This is a genomic window from Psychrobacter sp. M17(2026) (assembly GCF_055699815.1).
In genome coordinates this window covers 1,229,235-1,244,170 of the sequence record NZ_CM146741.1, presented here as the reverse complement: position 1 = coordinate 1,244,170, position 14,936 = coordinate 1,229,235, and the positions used below count along the sequence as shown (strand labels likewise).

At 42.9% G+C, this 14,936-nt stretch carries 13 protein-coding genes; 2 read left to right on the top strand and 11 right to left on the bottom strand.

Annotated elements, in window-relative coordinates; genetic code table 11:
• Positions 1-23: 23 nt before the first annotated feature.
• The 10 genes from ACR63T_RS05245 to ACR63T_RS05200 form a co-directional block, all read right to left on the bottom strand.
• Complete coding sequence (locus ACR63T_RS05245; RefSeq protein ID WP_472784985.1) at positions 24-2,654, bottom strand: copper-transporting P-type ATPase; 2,631 nt, start codon at positions 2,652-2,654, stop codon at positions 24-26.
• 205 nt (positions 2,655-2,859) lie between these two features.
• Positions 2,860-3,132, bottom strand: coding sequence for a DUF5676 family membrane protein (locus tag ACR63T_RS05240; protein ID WP_305899995.1), 273 nt, complete (start codon positions 3,130-3,132; stop codon positions 2,860-2,862).
• A gap of 264 nt (positions 3,133-3,396) precedes the next feature.
• Positions 3,397-4,740: an APC family permease gene (locus ACR63T_RS05235; RefSeq protein ID WP_472784984.1), complete on the bottom strand. Its 1,344-nt coding sequence runs from the start codon at positions 4,738-4,740 to the stop codon at positions 3,397-3,399.
• A gap of 153 nt (positions 4,741-4,893) precedes the next feature.
• Positions 4,894-5,379, bottom strand: coding sequence for a DUF305 domain-containing protein (locus ACR63T_RS05230; protein ID WP_472784983.1), 486 nt, complete (start codon positions 5,377-5,379; stop codon positions 4,894-4,896).
• Positions 5,380-5,420: 41 nt separating this feature from the next.
• The gene (locus ACR63T_RS05225) at positions 5,421-6,575 is read right to left on the bottom strand and encodes a copper resistance protein B (RefSeq protein WP_472784982.1); all 1,155 of its coding nucleotides are present in this window, start codon (positions 6,573-6,575) and stop codon (positions 5,421-5,423) included.
• A 27-nt stretch (positions 6,576-6,602) separates the two neighbouring features.
• Positions 6,603-8,303, bottom strand: coding sequence for a copper resistance system multicopper oxidase (locus ACR63T_RS05220; RefSeq protein ID WP_305899991.1), 1,701 nt, complete (start codon positions 8,301-8,303; stop codon positions 6,603-6,605).
• A gap of 67 nt (positions 8,304-8,370) precedes the next feature.
• Positions 8,371-9,000: a DUF411 domain-containing protein gene (locus tag ACR63T_RS05215; protein WP_305899990.1), complete on the bottom strand. Its 630-nt coding sequence runs from the start codon at positions 8,998-9,000 to the stop codon at positions 8,371-8,373.
• Positions 9,001-9,095: 95 nt separating this feature from the next.
• A complete protein-coding gene (locus tag ACR63T_RS05210; RefSeq protein ID WP_305899989.1) occupies positions 9,096-9,692 on the bottom strand; it encodes a c-type cytochrome in 597 nt (198 codons plus the stop codon).
• A 126-nt stretch (positions 9,693-9,818) separates the two neighbouring features.
• Positions 9,819-10,094, bottom strand: a complete 276-nt coding sequence (locus tag ACR63T_RS05205; protein ID WP_472784981.1) for a hypothetical protein — start codon at positions 10,092-10,094, stop codon at positions 9,819-9,821.
• Positions 10,095-10,223: 129 nt separating this feature from the next.
• Positions 10,224-10,550 carry a hypothetical protein gene (locus tag ACR63T_RS05200; protein ID WP_305899987.1) on the bottom strand — a complete coding sequence of 109 codons (327 nt, stop codon included), beginning with the start codon at positions 10,548-10,550 and terminating at the stop codon, positions 10,224-10,226.
• A gap of 227 nt (positions 10,551-10,777) precedes the next feature.
• Between ACR63T_RS05200 and ACR63T_RS05195 the strand changes: the two genes are divergently transcribed.
• Both ACR63T_RS05195 and ACR63T_RS05190 read left to right on the top strand, forming a co-directional pair.
• Positions 10,778-11,482: a heavy metal response regulator transcription factor gene (locus ACR63T_RS05195; protein ID WP_305899986.1), complete on the top strand. Its 705-nt coding sequence runs from the start codon at positions 10,778-10,780 to the stop codon at positions 11,480-11,482.
• Between the two features lie 4 nt (positions 11,483-11,486).
• A complete protein-coding gene (locus ACR63T_RS05190; protein WP_472785234.1) occupies positions 11,487-13,040 on the top strand; it encodes an ATP-binding protein in 1,554 nt (517 codons plus the stop codon).
• A 297-nt stretch (positions 13,041-13,337) separates the two neighbouring features.
• On the opposite strand, the gene nhaC is transcribed toward ACR63T_RS05190, so the two are convergent.
• Positions 13,338-14,762 carry a Na+/H+ antiporter NhaC gene (gene nhaC / locus ACR63T_RS05185; RefSeq protein ID WP_305899984.1) on the bottom strand — a complete coding sequence of 475 codons (1,425 nt, stop codon included), beginning with the start codon at positions 14,760-14,762 and terminating at the stop codon, positions 13,338-13,340.
• Between the last annotated feature and the right edge of the window lie 174 nt (positions 14,763-14,936).

Here is a 14,936-nt window from a genome sequence, read left to right as displayed (position 1 = left end):
ATACTCTCTTTATGACATTCACATCATAAGTCCAACCGACGTAGTCTAAGCGCGTTAGCAATCACCGAGAATGACGACAAGCTCATCGCTGCCGCTGCTATCATTGGGCTAAGTAGAAGCCCAAATACGGGATAGAGCACACCTGCGGCAATTGGAATGCCAAGTGCATTGTAGATAAAGGCAAAAAACAGATTCTGTCTGATATTACGCATGGTGGCGTGGCTAAGCTTATAAGCTTTGGCAATGCCCATCAAATCACCTTTTAGCAGGGTAATACCCGCACTCTCCATCGCCACATCAGTACCCGTTCCCATAGCAATACCGACATTAGCCTGCGCTAGTGCAGGCGCGTCGTTAATACCGTCGCCTGCCATAGCGACCAATTTACCGCTGTCTTGCATTTCTTTGACGATACGGTTTTTATCCTCTGGTGAGACATCCGCATGAACTTCATCAATGCCTAATTTATTAGCGACTGCCTGCGCGGTTTTTTCGTTGTCACCGGTTAGCATCACAACTTTTAGTCCCGAGTCGTGTAGTAACTTTATGGCTTCCTTGGTGCTTGGTTTAATAGGATCAGCGACTGATATTATCCCTGCCGCTTTACCATCTATAGCCACAAACATTACCGTTTCCCCATCCTTTCTACGGACGTCGGCTTTAGTAGATAAATCCTGATCGAAGCTGTTTAAACTCTCCATAAGCTTTGAGTTACCGATAGCGACTTGTTTACCATTGACGATGGCTTGTACGCCCTCGCCCGTCGTCGAATTAAAGTCTTGGGCTTTAGGAATAGTAAGTGATCTTTCTTGAGCGGCTCTCACGATAGCTTCTGCCAAAGGATGCTCGCTTGCGCTTTCTACTGCGGCTATTAAGGCTAAAAATTCATCTTCATCTTGACCTGCCAACGCATCGATTGCGGTCAGCTCAGGTTTACCAGCAGTCAGAGTGCCAGTTTTGTCGACGACGATGGTATCGACCTTTTCCATAGTCTCTAGCGCTTCGGCATTTTTGATAAGGACACCGTTTTGCGCGCCTTTACCCGTACCGACCATAATGGACATAGGTGTCGCCAGACCAAGGGCGCAAGGACAGGCAATAATCAGTACTGCAATCGCGTTAACCAAAGCATAAGCCATAGCGGGCTCAGGGCCGAATATCGCCCAAACAATAAAGGTTATGATAGAGCTGATAATAACAATGGGTACGAACCAACCCGCCACTTGATCTACCAAGCGCTGGATAGGCGCGCGGCTACGCTGAGCCTCACTAACCATTTGTACAATTTTGGATAATACCGAATCTGCTCCAACATTGACCGCTTCGACCAATAGCGTTCCGGTGCCATTTACCGTACCACCAGTCACGGTATCTCCTGCTACTTTTGATACAGGGATTGGTTCACCCGTTACCATTGATTCATCAACATTACTATTACCATCGATCACTGTACCGTCTACGGGCAACTTCTCACCAGGTCTAACCCGTAGCTTATCGCCACTGACAACCTCATCAAGCGAGACTTCGATCTCTTCTCCGTTTTCATCCACACGTCTTGCAGTCGGTGGAGCTAACTCAAGCAATGCTCGAATCGCACCTGAAGTTTTACTTCTGGCTTTGAGCTCTAACACTTGACCGAGTAGTACCAAGGTTACGATGACAGCTGCTGCTTCATAGTAGACGCCGACTTGACCACTAGCGTCTCTAAAACTGTTTGGGAAAATATTGGGGAAAAAGGTCGCGACAATACTGAAAATATAAGCAGCGCCTACGCCTATGGCAATCAAAGTGAACATATTGAGATTGCGACTTTTTATAGACTGCCAGCCACGAACGAAAAACGGGGCAGCCCCCCAAAGCACTACAGGTGTCGCAAGCACTAACTCAGCCCATTGTAAAACCTGTGAAGGTATACCATACTGACTAAAGTTAGCTAAGCTTATTCCAAACATACCGCTCATAACATATATTAATAGCGGGATAGTGAGTACCGTACAAATCCAAAATCGGCGGGTCATATCATTAAGCTCTGAGGTATCTTCTTCGCCAATGGTGACCGTTTCTGGCTCAAGTGCCATGCCGCATATTGGACAACCACTATTCTCAACATCCCTGACTTCTGGATGCATGGGACAGATATAGACCGTACCATTATAATCGTCTGGTACTTTATCGTATTTACCGCCTTTAATAGATTTTACCGAGCCGCTACCATTACCCGCTCCATGACAATGGGCATGACTGTCTTCTTTGTCGCTTGAGTCAGCAACTTCGTCTTCAGGCTGAAGAAACATCCCGCATATGGGGCAGTCACTTTTTTCGACATCTCTGACCTCAGGATGCATCGGGCAAATAAAGACTGTACCGTTGTAATCGGCTGGCACTTTATCGTACTTACCGCCTTCGATAGGTTTTGCCTCAGTGCTATTATTAGTATCTGCTCCATGGCAATTCGCATGACTATCTTCATTATTGTTGGATTGAGTAGCCTTGTCTTCAGGTTTGAGAAACATACCGCATATCGGACAATCGCTAGCTTCAACATCTCTAACCTCAGAATGCATCGGGCAGATATAAACCGTACCACTATAATTTTCTGGCACTTTATCGTACTGACCACCTTTGATAGATTTGTCATCGGCAATATGTTTCATAAATTTACTCCTTGAAGACAATAAATGTTGATAATAAGTACAGCTCTTAAAGCACTATTATCAATTCTCAATTGCTATTAATATAATCATTAATTCATATAATCATTAATCTAAAAAATTACTTTTTATACTTTCAATTGGACTTTAGTCTTTATCATTCAAATATTTGAGCAGAGCCTTGATGATTAATATTGGTACCTTTGAACTATTTTGCGAACCAACGGTATAGTGGCACGAACAAGATTGCGAAATACCAACCATAAAGGTACGATTCTACAAGTCCAATTAGAAAACCTGTCCAAGTCAACCATTCAAAGCCGGGTAGTAGAGGCGCCCAAGCTTCATGCATAGATATTTGCTCGGGAGCGAGTAAACCAAAGCCTATGCATAACAGGTAACTAATGAGTAAAAACAACGATACACTGTTGCCAACAGGGACAATTCTTAAGGTACTTGTTGTTAAGTTTGATTTGACCATCTTAATACTCCTTGTTATTACATGATGTCGTTCAAGCTTAAACTAATTAAACGTCCACCTTTCCGTTCTAAATTTAAAGAACCAGTATAAGTAAAAGCTTTATGCTGTATTAGCATTACTTTTTGATTCGTGTGGCGCCAGCGAGTTGACGCTAGCGACCCCAATGAGGAATAAACATTGGTACCTGCCGTTTACAAGCAAGGTAACCTTCACCAAATGATTCGAGCATATGCCGTTCCTCACGTCGAGCGAGCCATGCATTTATCAAGAATACTGTGCAAGTGCATCTTTTTCGATAGCTTTTTTCCTCGCTGAAGATTTCAAGTAAATCTGCTCAGCCACAGCAATCACTATAATAGTGACAATTGCCACGCCAATCACAAATGGATCTGAGTTTAGTTTAATCCAGATAAAGCCACTAAGAATTGAGATATCAAGAATTATGGCCACTACAGGCACCCACACCACCGCTTTTATATCCTGACGAAGGTATCTTAGAACCCCCCAATGAATAGCAATATCCATGATTAGATAAAAAACAATCCCAAGCGCTGCAATGCGTGAAAGATCAAATAACGTCGTAAGAGCTAAACCCAACACCACGGTATAGACCAGCGTATGTTTTTGAACGCTTCCTGGCATCCCCAAATGACGATGGGGTACCAGCTTCATGTCAGTCAACATAGCAAGCATCCGCGAGACTGCGAAGATGCTAGCAAGGAGACCGCCAGCGGTAGCTACCATTGCGATTGCCACTGTGAACCACAGACCATAATCACCAAGCGCTGGCCGTGCGGCAGCAGCCAAGGAATAGTCTTTGGTTTCAATAATTTCGGCAAGGGACAGATTACTAGACACCGCAAAACCGACTAAAGTGTAAATAACTACGCAGATTGCAATTGAGATTATGATGGCACGGCCAACGTTACGATGAGGATCTTTTACCTCCGTGCCACTGTTGGCAATTGTGGTAAAACCTTTAAATGCCAGTATGCCTAACGCCGTTGCGCCAAGAAAGTTACCAGCAGTATTAGTATCACCTAATATGGAAGAATCAATTGCAAAGCTATCAGCTAGCCAGACACCAACTAAACCGAAGATGAGAATTCCAACAATTTTTATAATACCAATAAATGATGCGACCCCTTGGATCCAACGATTGCTAAGCAAATTAATCAAGAATGCAGCAAGAATAAGTGCTGCACCAAGAACAGATACCATGCGACCGCTGTCATCGCCACCGAATAACTGCATAGTATATGACCCGAACGTTCGAGCCAGAAAGCTTTGCGCTATAACCATGGAAAAATACATCAGCAAAGCATTAAAGCCAGTCGGTAAACGATCTCCGTATGCCTGATGCAAATACATTGCAACACCGCCAGCTGATGGGTAGGCATTAGAGATTTTGATGTAGGAATAGGCGCTAAAAGAAACAACAATTGCAGCAGCTAAAAACGCTAAGGGGAAAAGCGAACCTACCATCTGAGCCATCTGCCCAGTCAATGCAAAAATACCGGCGCCAATCATGACACCGGTACCTAGCATAACTGTTCCTGATAAAGTCAGACTATCTTGCTGATAACGAGTCGTTCTGTTTTGTTCCATGCCAATTTATCCTTTCACTACCTTTTTAACGAGTAGGACTTTAAATCTGCGGTGGATAAGAACTTTGAGTACATATATCTGTATGAGCAACCGTAACTATTCGATAGCTCACTATTTTTTAGTTTAAAGTACTCCTATTAATCTTATAATTCTTTACTCCAGCTCATCAATCAATTGCTGCATCTCACCGATTTCACGCTTCTGCGCTTCGATAATATCATCAGCTAATTGACGCACCCGTGGATCTTCGATATCGGCACGTGAACTGGTCAAAATTGCAATCGAATGGTGCGGAATCATTGCTTGCATCCAATCGACCTGATCGACCGTTTGTTGCGAGCGTACACCCCATAGACCAAAGGCAAAAAGAAAGACACTAATCCCATAAACCATCAAGTTTATCTTGGTTTTCTTATACATATTGGTCATAAAGGCTAGCATGATAATAGCCATCACTGCGCCCATGTATAGCGCCATATAAGCGCGAGTCTCACTAAAATAAATATGGTCGAGTTTATAGGTATTGAAATACATCATGACAAACATTACGATTGTAGATGTGACAATCATCAAGGTAAACTTTAGGTAAGGATTCATACCCTGTTGATGATTCATACTATTTTGGTTATCAGCATTCATAATATGACCTTTTTAAATTTAACAATTGTACAATTAACGGTTTAAAACCAGAATTTGACACCCGCAGTCAGACTACTGCCATCAACTGATTCGTTATCTTGACGACGCAAATCACGTGCATCACCCAAAGCTGACTCGTAGCTTATACCAACATAAGGTGCTAACTGCCGACTCAAGGTTTCATAAGTTAGTCTCACTTCGGCTTCCATTTCATTGAAGCCTTTAGCGATTTGGTTGTCACTATCGTCTTTACTAAACGCAGTCAAACCTACTTCTGGTATCACCACCCAACGTTGAGTTAAACGCCATTCATATTCTGCACCCAGATCAAGCTGTACTTGACCATCACTATATAAGTAGGCTCTAGCATCTGTTTCAATAAAGTATGGAGCCGTACCGACAATACCTGCCATTACCGCTGGCTTATCATTTTCAGTATTATAAGCAACACCCGCTTCCCCATTCCAATAAATGCCGAGTGGCTTCCAGTAAGCCAATGAGCTCAAACTACTAATTTCTTTATCGTCTTTGGTTTGAGCACTTCCCTCTGTACGCAATCTGAAACGGTTACTATCATCGCCATACCATCCCTCAATCTCAAAGTTGATCTGATCATCATCGAACTGATAGCCTAAATCATCTACTGAAACGCCCCACAATGGCATGCTACCCATCATGACAGGCTTACCATACTGTCCATAAGGGACACCGTTGGAATAATCTGAACTACGAGCATCAGCTGGAGCCTCACCACCTTGCATGCCTGACATGTCCATGTTCATTTTGCTATGGTCCATACCTGCCATGTCGCCTGACATATCCATACCGCTGTGGTCCATGCCTGCCATATCACCTGACATATCCATGCTGCTGTGGTCCATATCTGACATGTCCATTCCAGACATATCCATACTGCTGTGATCCATATCCGACATGTCCATACTGCTGTGATCCATATCCGACATGTCCATACTGCTATGATCCATATCCGACATGTCCATGCCACTATGATCCATACCCGACATATCCATACCGCTGTGATCCATGCCTGACATGTCACTTACTGGCATTTTCGTTTTACTCATAGCATCAGGATTTGATGCTGCATTCGCCACTGGCATAGCCAACAACATTGCTGCAGACAATATGGATACTGGCAATACAGTAGTGTTAAACCTTACTTTACGTATTTTCATCTTATCTCTCACCTATCAAAGAATAACTTAAACAACGGCGACTTCTCTGAACATACCTGCTTCCATGTGATAAAGCAGATGGCAATGCCACGCCCATCGTCCCGCTTCTCCTGTGACATCAAAGCTAATCTTCTGTGCAGGTTGCACGACGATGGTATGCTTGCGGACTTGAAAGTCTCCATTAGGTGCACGTAGATCACTCCACATACCATGTAAGTGCATAGGGTGGTTCATCATGGTGTCATTGACCAAGGTGATACGTACACGTTCACCCGGCTTGATATTGACGGGCGTGGCATCTTTAAACATAACCCCATCCATGGCCCAAATATAGCGCTCCATAGCACCTGTTAGGTGTATTTCAATCTCTCTAGTAGGCTTGCGCTGCTCGCTTAGTACTTGCTTATCTACAGAGCGTAATTGATCATAAGTCAAAACCTTACGATTGATATCGCGTAAATTGATACCCGGATCATCAATGTTAATACGTGCACTATCAACGCGCATGTCCGTCTTAAAGTCATATTCTGTTTCAGCATGACGGGCTTCATAGCCATTCGCGCCCATCGCGCCCATCATATCGGCCATCGTGAGCCACTCGATTTTATCCATAGCAGGTATCGCAGCGCGAGCGCCTTTTTTGGTCGCAAGCGTAGTGGCAACAAAACCTGAGCGATCTATATTTTGCGCAAATATCGTATGCGCATCCCCAGTTGGCGTGACGATAACATCATAAGTCTCAGCAACACCAATACGGAAGTCATCAACACTGACAGGTGCAACATCATTGCCATCTGTCGAGACGACGGTCATCTTCAGACCGGGTATACGTACATCAAATATTGTCTGCGCAGAAGCATTGATAAAACGTAATTTGACCTTTTGACCCGCTTTGACCAGTTGCGTCCAATTAGCCGCTGTGGTCTTACCATTCATAAGATAAGTGAACGTGTTTTCACCTGACAAATCCGTAAAATCAGTCGGCATCATGCGCATCTGATTCCACATTTTACGCTTATCGTAAGCGGCCTCAAGATCCGTAGCGGCGATATCAGATAACAGCTTTTTGAAATCTGGCAAATGGTAATTGTCAAAATCAGAACGCTGCTTTAACAGTTTGAGTAAATTATGCGGGTCACGGTGCGTCCAATCACTGAGCAAGATCACATGGTCTTCCTCTACTGGATAACGCTCCGCTCCTTTGGGCTCAATGACTATAGCGCCGCGCATACCCGTCTGCTCTTGAAACCCTGAATGCGAGTGATACCAATAAGTACCCGATTGCGGTATGTTAAATTTATAAGTAAAAGTGCTTTTGGCGGGAATACCGTCGAAGCTAATGCCGGGTACGCCATCCATCTCAAACGGTACCAGCAAACCATGCCAATGAATAGAGGTCGATTCATTGAGCTGATTATGAACCCGAATGGTAACCGTGTCGCCCTCTTGCATTTTGAGCGTAGGCCCTGGTAGCGAGTCATTGATCAAGGTTGCCATACTTGATTTGCCATTGACCGTTATCATCTTTTCGCTAACATATAGGTCAAACTCATTACCTGTCAGAACAGGTACGATATGGTCGGCTCGATCACTGTTGACAGCAACTTTTTGATTTTTGCTTAGTGCACTATTGGCCATCGTCGGTAGTGTGGATAGCATTGACGCGCCGAGCAAGGTGGATGACCCTGTCAGAAAACGCCTACGGTTAAATATACTTTTATTATTCATAATATTGACCTAAGTTAATCCATGAAATGAGAGTTGAACTTATATATCTAACGACTTATTAATAAAACTATAGCTGCTGCGCTGGTGATTCAATAGCAGCGTAAACTTGAGTACTACCATCTTTGTTCAGCTGCATTACCTGATAAGGCATAAACTTATCTTGGTACTCCATACCAGGGCTGCCAACAGGCATACTAGGTACAGCCAGACCAATCGCATCCTTTGGCGGATTTGTCAAAAACTGCGCCATATGTTTGGCAGGGACATGTCCTTCAAAAACATAGCCATCTGTGGTGATAGTAGTATGACAAGAGCGCATCTGTTGGGGTACGCCATAGCGGTCTTTGAAAAGGGACACATCTGCAACGTCTTGTGCCGTTGCGTTTAAACCATTGTCTTCGGCATAACCTACCCACTCTTTACAGCAGCCGCAATTGGCATCTTTGTAAACAGTAGCTGAGACATCCCTTAAAATAGTTGACTGCGTGTCTGAGTTTGCGCTAACAGGCATCATGTGAGCCTGTGGCTGCTCTACTGCAGTTGTCGTCGTCGATTGCGTAGCTGGCATCGAGCTAGTAGCAGTAGAGCTTGGTTGACTACAAGCTGCAAGTACTAGTGACAATGAAGAAACCAACAAAAGAGCACGCCCGGATGCCCAGTGATGCTCATTGAAAGATATATCAGTGTGGCGTCTCATAAAACTACTCCTAAGCGTTTATTTGTCTAGCAAATACTCTAAAAATTAAATCTCAACTGATAACTGGTAGTACCACAGCACTACCAGTTATCACATTAATGCTGCATCTCAGTGTCACCATCCGACATATCCATCATCTCATCGTCAAACGACATATCCATCATATCGCTGTCAAATCTTGTGGTAAGTAGCGTATATTGCGCCTCATCTAACTCAGGCAATGCTCTGATAAAAGCGACCATAGCCCACATTCTCTCGTCATCGTGAGTCGCGCCCCACGCAGGCATTCCAGATGCCATAATGCCATGTTTAATCGCCCAAAAGCTTTGCTGCGCACCTGCTTCAGATTTGAAACGCTCGACCACTTCAGCCTTAGTAAAGTTTGGTGGTTTCGGATATAAGTACTCACTCAGATCTGTTTGTGTTGCATCAGGTGCTAGATGGCAGCCTGCACACATGTCTTTGTAGTCCGCGCCGCCAGAGCTGATCATATCCACTTGTTGTAGGTCTGGAACAACGATGTCTTTACTCGCATTTTCTATAGAACGTTCGCGAGCCGTCTCCAAAAAACCATGGACTATTGGAGTATGGAGTTGATCTGCCCCAATATTAATAATGCCACTAGAAACTACCGTAAAAACGCCAACGATGGCGACAAACATAGTAAACAGCGCACCCCATAAAAATCTCATATGTTCGTCCTTGATTTTGTTGCTGTCAAAACTTTACTATCAATCTAGTCAAAATAATCAGATTTAACGAAGATTGTAGTTAAATCTGACTTATTGCGTATTGCCTAATAACTAGTACAGCTAAAATTATTTAGAAGCACTGTCACTGGCGACGCAATGCTTTTGGTACATCTGTTTCATCTTGCTCATATTCGTCATCATCGCTTTCATAGCCGGGTCATTCATATCCATTTTGCTATGATCCATTTTTTGCATCATTTGCATATGCTTCTCCATTTTTTCGCAGTTCATTTGATCTTTTTGTGCATGCATTTCTGGAGAATGCGCCATCGCTGATGTTGAAACAATTAAAGCAATAGCCGTTGCTGCGATTGATTTAGATAGTAATTTAAATTGTGACATAAATAATTCCTAGTAGTGAATTGGGTTAGAAAGTATAAAGACGTTGGACCAGTCTAGATAATACAATAGTGATTCTGACTGCTAGATGACGCTAAGATTACAATCTTGTCATCTTTATACATTTGAATTTTAATGCTGCACGTATTCCTTTAATATAGCATCAGAGCTGCGATTACTCTGACTACCATACTTATTGATAAAGTATTTTTCAGATTGTAAATGCTGGTCTTGATGTTGAACCTGACAAGCGACTCGTGCATCAATATAACTTTTCATTTGCGCATCAGAGATTTGCGCATTATTGTGGTCTAGATTCCTGGCAAACTTAGTAACGTTATCGCAGTTGTCGATAATCGAAGTACTTAGATTGGTCGTATGTGCATTAGCCGCTGACATACCAATGAGCATTGAAGCAGACAGCAGTACTACTTTTTTGAATGAAAGATAACTTTTCATATAAAACCCTTAATAAATTATTGAATATCAAAATTAATGACCTGTAGGAATAATTCATAGTAGCTACTCGTATCATGAATGAGCCGCTATGTACTATGGATATAGAGTAGCAAATGAATACTGACCGTTTGCTGACGAGCACGTGACATCTTTGTCAGACACCAGTCCATTTTGTCACTTATGTCAATTCGAGCATTAAAAAGCCATAATTACATTAAAGGATTATTATGAAAGTACTACTAGTAGAAGATGAGTTAAAACTTGGCGAATATATAAAAAAAGGTTTAAGCGAAGCAGGCTTCATTGTCGACCACCAGCTAACAGGCTTAGATGGCTACCATGCTATGATGACTGAAGAATTTAGCGTGATACTCATGGATGTTATGCTGCCTGATGTTAGTGGTTTTGAGCTAGTACGTAATTACCGAGCGGCGGGCAAGCATACGCCAGTATTATTTCTAACAGCGAAAGATGATTTGGATGACAAGATTAAAGGGATTGAGATTGGCGGTGATGATTATCTGACCAAGCCTTTTGCCTTTGCAGAATTAGTCGTGCGTATAAAAAGCTTGCTGCGCCGTGCTAATCAAGCTGATTATAAAAGTACGCTGATGCAAATAGCGGATCTCAAAATGGACATTGCCAAGCGCACTGTACACAGAGATGACGCACCTATCAAACTGACGGCAAAAGAGTTCTCCTTACTACAATTCATGCTAGAGCGCCGCGGTGAAGTATTGCCACGCTCAGTCATTGCCTCACAAGTATGGGATATAAACTTCGATAGCGATACTAATGTGATCGATGTGGCCGTTAGACGACTACGACTAAAGATCGATGATGGTTATCAGACCAAGCTCATTCATACGGTGCGCGGCATGGGCTATCGTTTAGATTCTGTTGACGCTGATACTCATGAACATGACTGCTAATAAGATGAGAGGAGCTTTTGATAATCGGCGCTTGCCTTTATTGTGGCGTACCGTATTATTACTAACAATCTTCGTCGTCATCTCTCAGGTCATCATTTATATCTGGGTACAGCGCTCTGTCAAAGGGCATTTTGAGCAGATGGATGCTGAGATTATCACCCACGCAGCCTTCAACCTACGTAAGCGCGTAACAGAGGTGGATAACCAAATAGCCTCTCAGACCCTACCCGAAACTCAAAGTCCATCAAATACTCAACAACAATTTCGCTCGCAAGCTCCTTCAAATCTGCTGCCTACCATAGCCACGAAAAATGATGATCATCTACATTCTGCTTGGCTAGATTACGACTTAAAAACTGTCATTGCTGATAAAGAGGGACGATTGCTATCGAGCACTCCAAATATCTTTGCTGATGAGTTAAGTGGCAGTTTCAATCTATTATCCTTGCGGCAAAATAATGATGATAGACAGTTTGTGATCAATATCAGTGACCGAAGTTATCGGGCTATGGTCATCGAAGACGATAATATGCTTGCCCTTATCGCCTTGCCCATCGACGTGCATCATCAGTATTTATTGCAGTTCAATCGTCAGCTGAGTATGATTTTATTTGCTATTACCTTGCTGTTGGTGTCAATAGCAGCGTTGAGCGTCTATTGGGGATTTGCGCCTTTATCAACGATTATTCAGAAGATGAAGAGTATTAACCCTGAAAGATTGGGCGAAAGAGTAACCGTTAGTGATATGCCATTAGAGCTAAGACCCTTAGCCGAGTCCTATAATTCAATGATAGCTAAGCTTGAAAGCAATTTTGAATCCTTATCGCGATTTTCAGATAATATCGCTCATGAGCTACGCACGCCCATAGCGACGTTAAGTACGCAAACGCAAGTCATGTTGAATAAGCCTAGAGAAGAAGCGGAATACATTGAGCAATTGCATCATCAGCATAATACCTTAGAACAGTTATCGGCGATGATTAATAACATGCTGCTGCTCGCAAAAACACAAAAAGGACTGAGTGATTCGCAAGTGACTACTGTAGATACTGAGAGCCTAATCAACAAGCTACTAGATTACTTTGAAATGATTGCCGAGGATCGTGGAATAACTTTTGAGAAATCAGGTGAGTTCAGTGCAGTATTAGGTAATGAGGGTTTACTGCAAAGATTATTTGCTAATCTACTGTCCAACGCCATCTACTATGCCACTAGTCACAGCGTTATCACGATATCAGCTACTATTAATACTTCAAAAACTCCTGTTAATACTAATAGTCTGTTTAAGAATGACAAGGGTAATACTCAAATCTCTAAGCAACCTTGGCTAGAGATAACTTTTACTAATTATCTACAAAAACCTTTAAACCAAAGCGAAGCAGATCGATTGTTTGAGCGCTTTTATCGTCATGACAAGACCAGCCAGCACCATTCAGGCTCAGGTCTAGGGCTGTCTATCGTTCAGACCATCGCTACTGCTCATAAAGGGGAGGTTAATATTGTTATCAAAGATGACTATTGTTTTGAGGTTACCGTGGGTTTATTGATTGCTAGGTAGTAAAAACCTCAATATTTTAGTATTTAGAATATCGATGATGTGTAGAAATCCTTATAGGTTTAATTCATTTTAATAAGTCAAAAAAGCCCTATATGCTATTACTTATATAGCGTATAGAGCTAAAGTGTGAAGCCTGATTTTCTTAGGTGATGTGGTTAATATTTTCTATAGTACTGTCAGCTTGCGCTGTTACTTTGTCCATCATTTTCATGGCTTCTAAAAACACAACCCCTTATCGTTAGCGCTTAATGTAGAGTACTTCTTAACGCTGTATAAGCTCTCTGCCATATCGACTTATTAATGAGCGGATTGTGCTTTTTGGTACTTACGCACGTTGCTGCCATCTTTACGGGTAATCGTTATTCCAGTAAAACCAAACACTATCGTTAGCAGTAGAGATAAGTAACAGAAGAACGCATAGGGCAGATAGTCGAGCACTGGTACTCCTAGCGCTTGGCTGATAAACACCCCGCATACGCTCCACGGCACCAGTGGGTTGATGACCGTACCTGCATCTTCAATGGTGCGCGATAAGTTTTTAGGATGTAAGTCTAAGCGCTCAAACGTCGGGCGAAAGGCTGTACCTGACAATAGAATACTTAAGTACTGCTCACCGATTAACACGTTGATGCTAAGGGCTGCCATAGCGGCGGCAAAGATGGCACGACCTGAGCTGGTCAGCATATCTTTGATACCTAACAATAGTGCTGGTAATACACCCAAAGCTCGCAGTAGACCACCCAAACTTAATGCCAATATCACAATGGTCTGGGTGAAGAACATGCTCTGCATACCACCACGTGAAATCATACCGCCTACTTCGCCAAGAGCCAAGTTTTCAGCAGGCGCATAGCCACCAAACATATAGCCGCCCAACTGTCCAATACTCGGCATACTATGTAAATAAGTAATAATCAAAGCGCTGGCAATCGTGTAAATAATGGTATAAATGGCATTCACTCGACAAAGCGCTAAGACGACTAGCACGATAAACGGTATGACAGAATAACCATGGACTAAGCCGCTATCTACTAACTGCGACTGCAACAAAGTCACTTGGTCTAAATTGCCTGTACCTGCTTGCCCTGAGAAGAACCAAAATAGCCCTGCGGTGATAAGCCACGCGGGTACTGTGGTATACATCATATTGCGAATGTGCTCGAATAAATCGATACCCACAACAGAAGACGCTAGCGTACAAGTATCTGAGAGTGGCGACATTTTATCAGCAAAGAACGCACCTGAAACGATAGCCCCTGCAGCGATAGCGACATTGGCGTCAAAGGCATTACTCATACCAATAAATGCCACACCGATGGTCGCAGCCGTAGTCAGACTACTGCCCAAGGCAATCCCAATAATCGAGGTCAAGACAAAGGCGGAAATATAATAATACTGTGGCGAGATCAGCTCAAAGCCATAGTACATAATAGTAGGAATAGCGCCTGACATCATAAGCGCGGCAACTAGCAAACCAATAAAGAACAATAAATAGATCGCACCAATACCACTGACAACGCCAGATGACATTTGTTCCTGCATCTTCTCAAAGCTTAAGCCCTTGAACATACCTAGAGCGAGCAAAATGGCAATAGCAAGCATTAATGATAGGTGCGGCACCCAGCCAAAACCGATCATGGTGACACCCATAATCGCGATGACTACGCTGGCAATGATAAAGGCTAATTTAGGAGATAACTCGGTAAGTACTTGCGGCGGCATGACACATCCTTATGTGGCCTGTTTTTATTAAAGCTCTAAAATAGAGGCTTAAATCATTAAAAACGAATGGATAAAAGTCTAATAGTAAACAGCAGTGACTAAAGGGCAATAATTAAAGAGCTGTGAATCTTTCTAAAATAAGCGTTTTAAAAATAATCACTTCTGAAAAACTTA

Excerpts from the sequence above, each read along its gene's own strand:
- ACR63T_RS05240 (WP_305899995.1), bottom strand. The coding sequence starts at position 3,132 with ATGGTCAAATCAAACTTAACAACAAGTACCTTAAGAATTGTCCCTGTT.
- ACR63T_RS05210 (WP_305899989.1), bottom strand. The coding sequence starts at position 9,692 with ATGAGATTTTTATGGGGTGCGCTGTTTACTATGTTTGTCGCCATCGTT.
- nhaC (WP_305899984.1), bottom strand. The coding sequence starts at position 14,762 with ATGCCGCCGCAAGTACTTACCGAGTTATCTCCTAAATTAGCCTTTATC.
- ACR63T_RS05215 (WP_305899990.1), bottom strand. The coding sequence starts at position 9,000 with ATGAGACGCCACACTGATATATCTTTCAATGAGCATCACTGGGCATCC.
- ACR63T_RS05235 (WP_472784984.1), bottom strand. The coding sequence starts at position 4,740 with ATGGAACAAAACAGAACGACTCGTTATCAGCAAGATAGTCTGACTTTA.
- ACR63T_RS05230 (WP_472784983.1), bottom strand. The coding sequence starts at position 5,379 with ATGAATGCTGATAACCAAAATAGTATGAATCATCAACAGGGTATGAAT.
- ACR63T_RS05195 (WP_305899986.1), top strand. The coding sequence starts at position 10,778 with ATGAAAGTACTACTAGTAGAAGATGAGTTAAAACTTGGCGAATATATA.
- ACR63T_RS05225 (WP_472784982.1), bottom strand. The coding sequence starts at position 6,575 with ATGAAAATACGTAAAGTAAGGTTTAACACTACTGTATTGCCAGTATCC.
- ACR63T_RS05220 (WP_305899991.1), bottom strand. The coding sequence starts at position 8,303 with ATGAATAATAAAAGTATATTTAACCGTAGGCGTTTTCTGACAGGGTCA.
- ACR63T_RS05200 (WP_305899987.1), bottom strand. The coding sequence starts at position 10,550 with ATGAAAAGTTATCTTTCATTCAAAAAAGTAGTACTGCTGTCTGCTTCA.
- ACR63T_RS05205 (WP_472784981.1), bottom strand. The coding sequence starts at position 10,094 with ATGTCACAATTTAAATTACTATCTAAATCAATCGCAGCAACGGCTATT.
- ACR63T_RS05245 (WP_472784985.1), bottom strand. The coding sequence starts at position 2,654 with ATGAAACATATTGCCGATGACAAATCTATCAAAGGTGGTCAGTACGAT.
- ACR63T_RS05190 (WP_472785234.1), top strand. The coding sequence starts at position 11,487 with ATGAGAGGAGCTTTTGATAATCGGCGCTTGCCTTTATTGTGGCGTACC.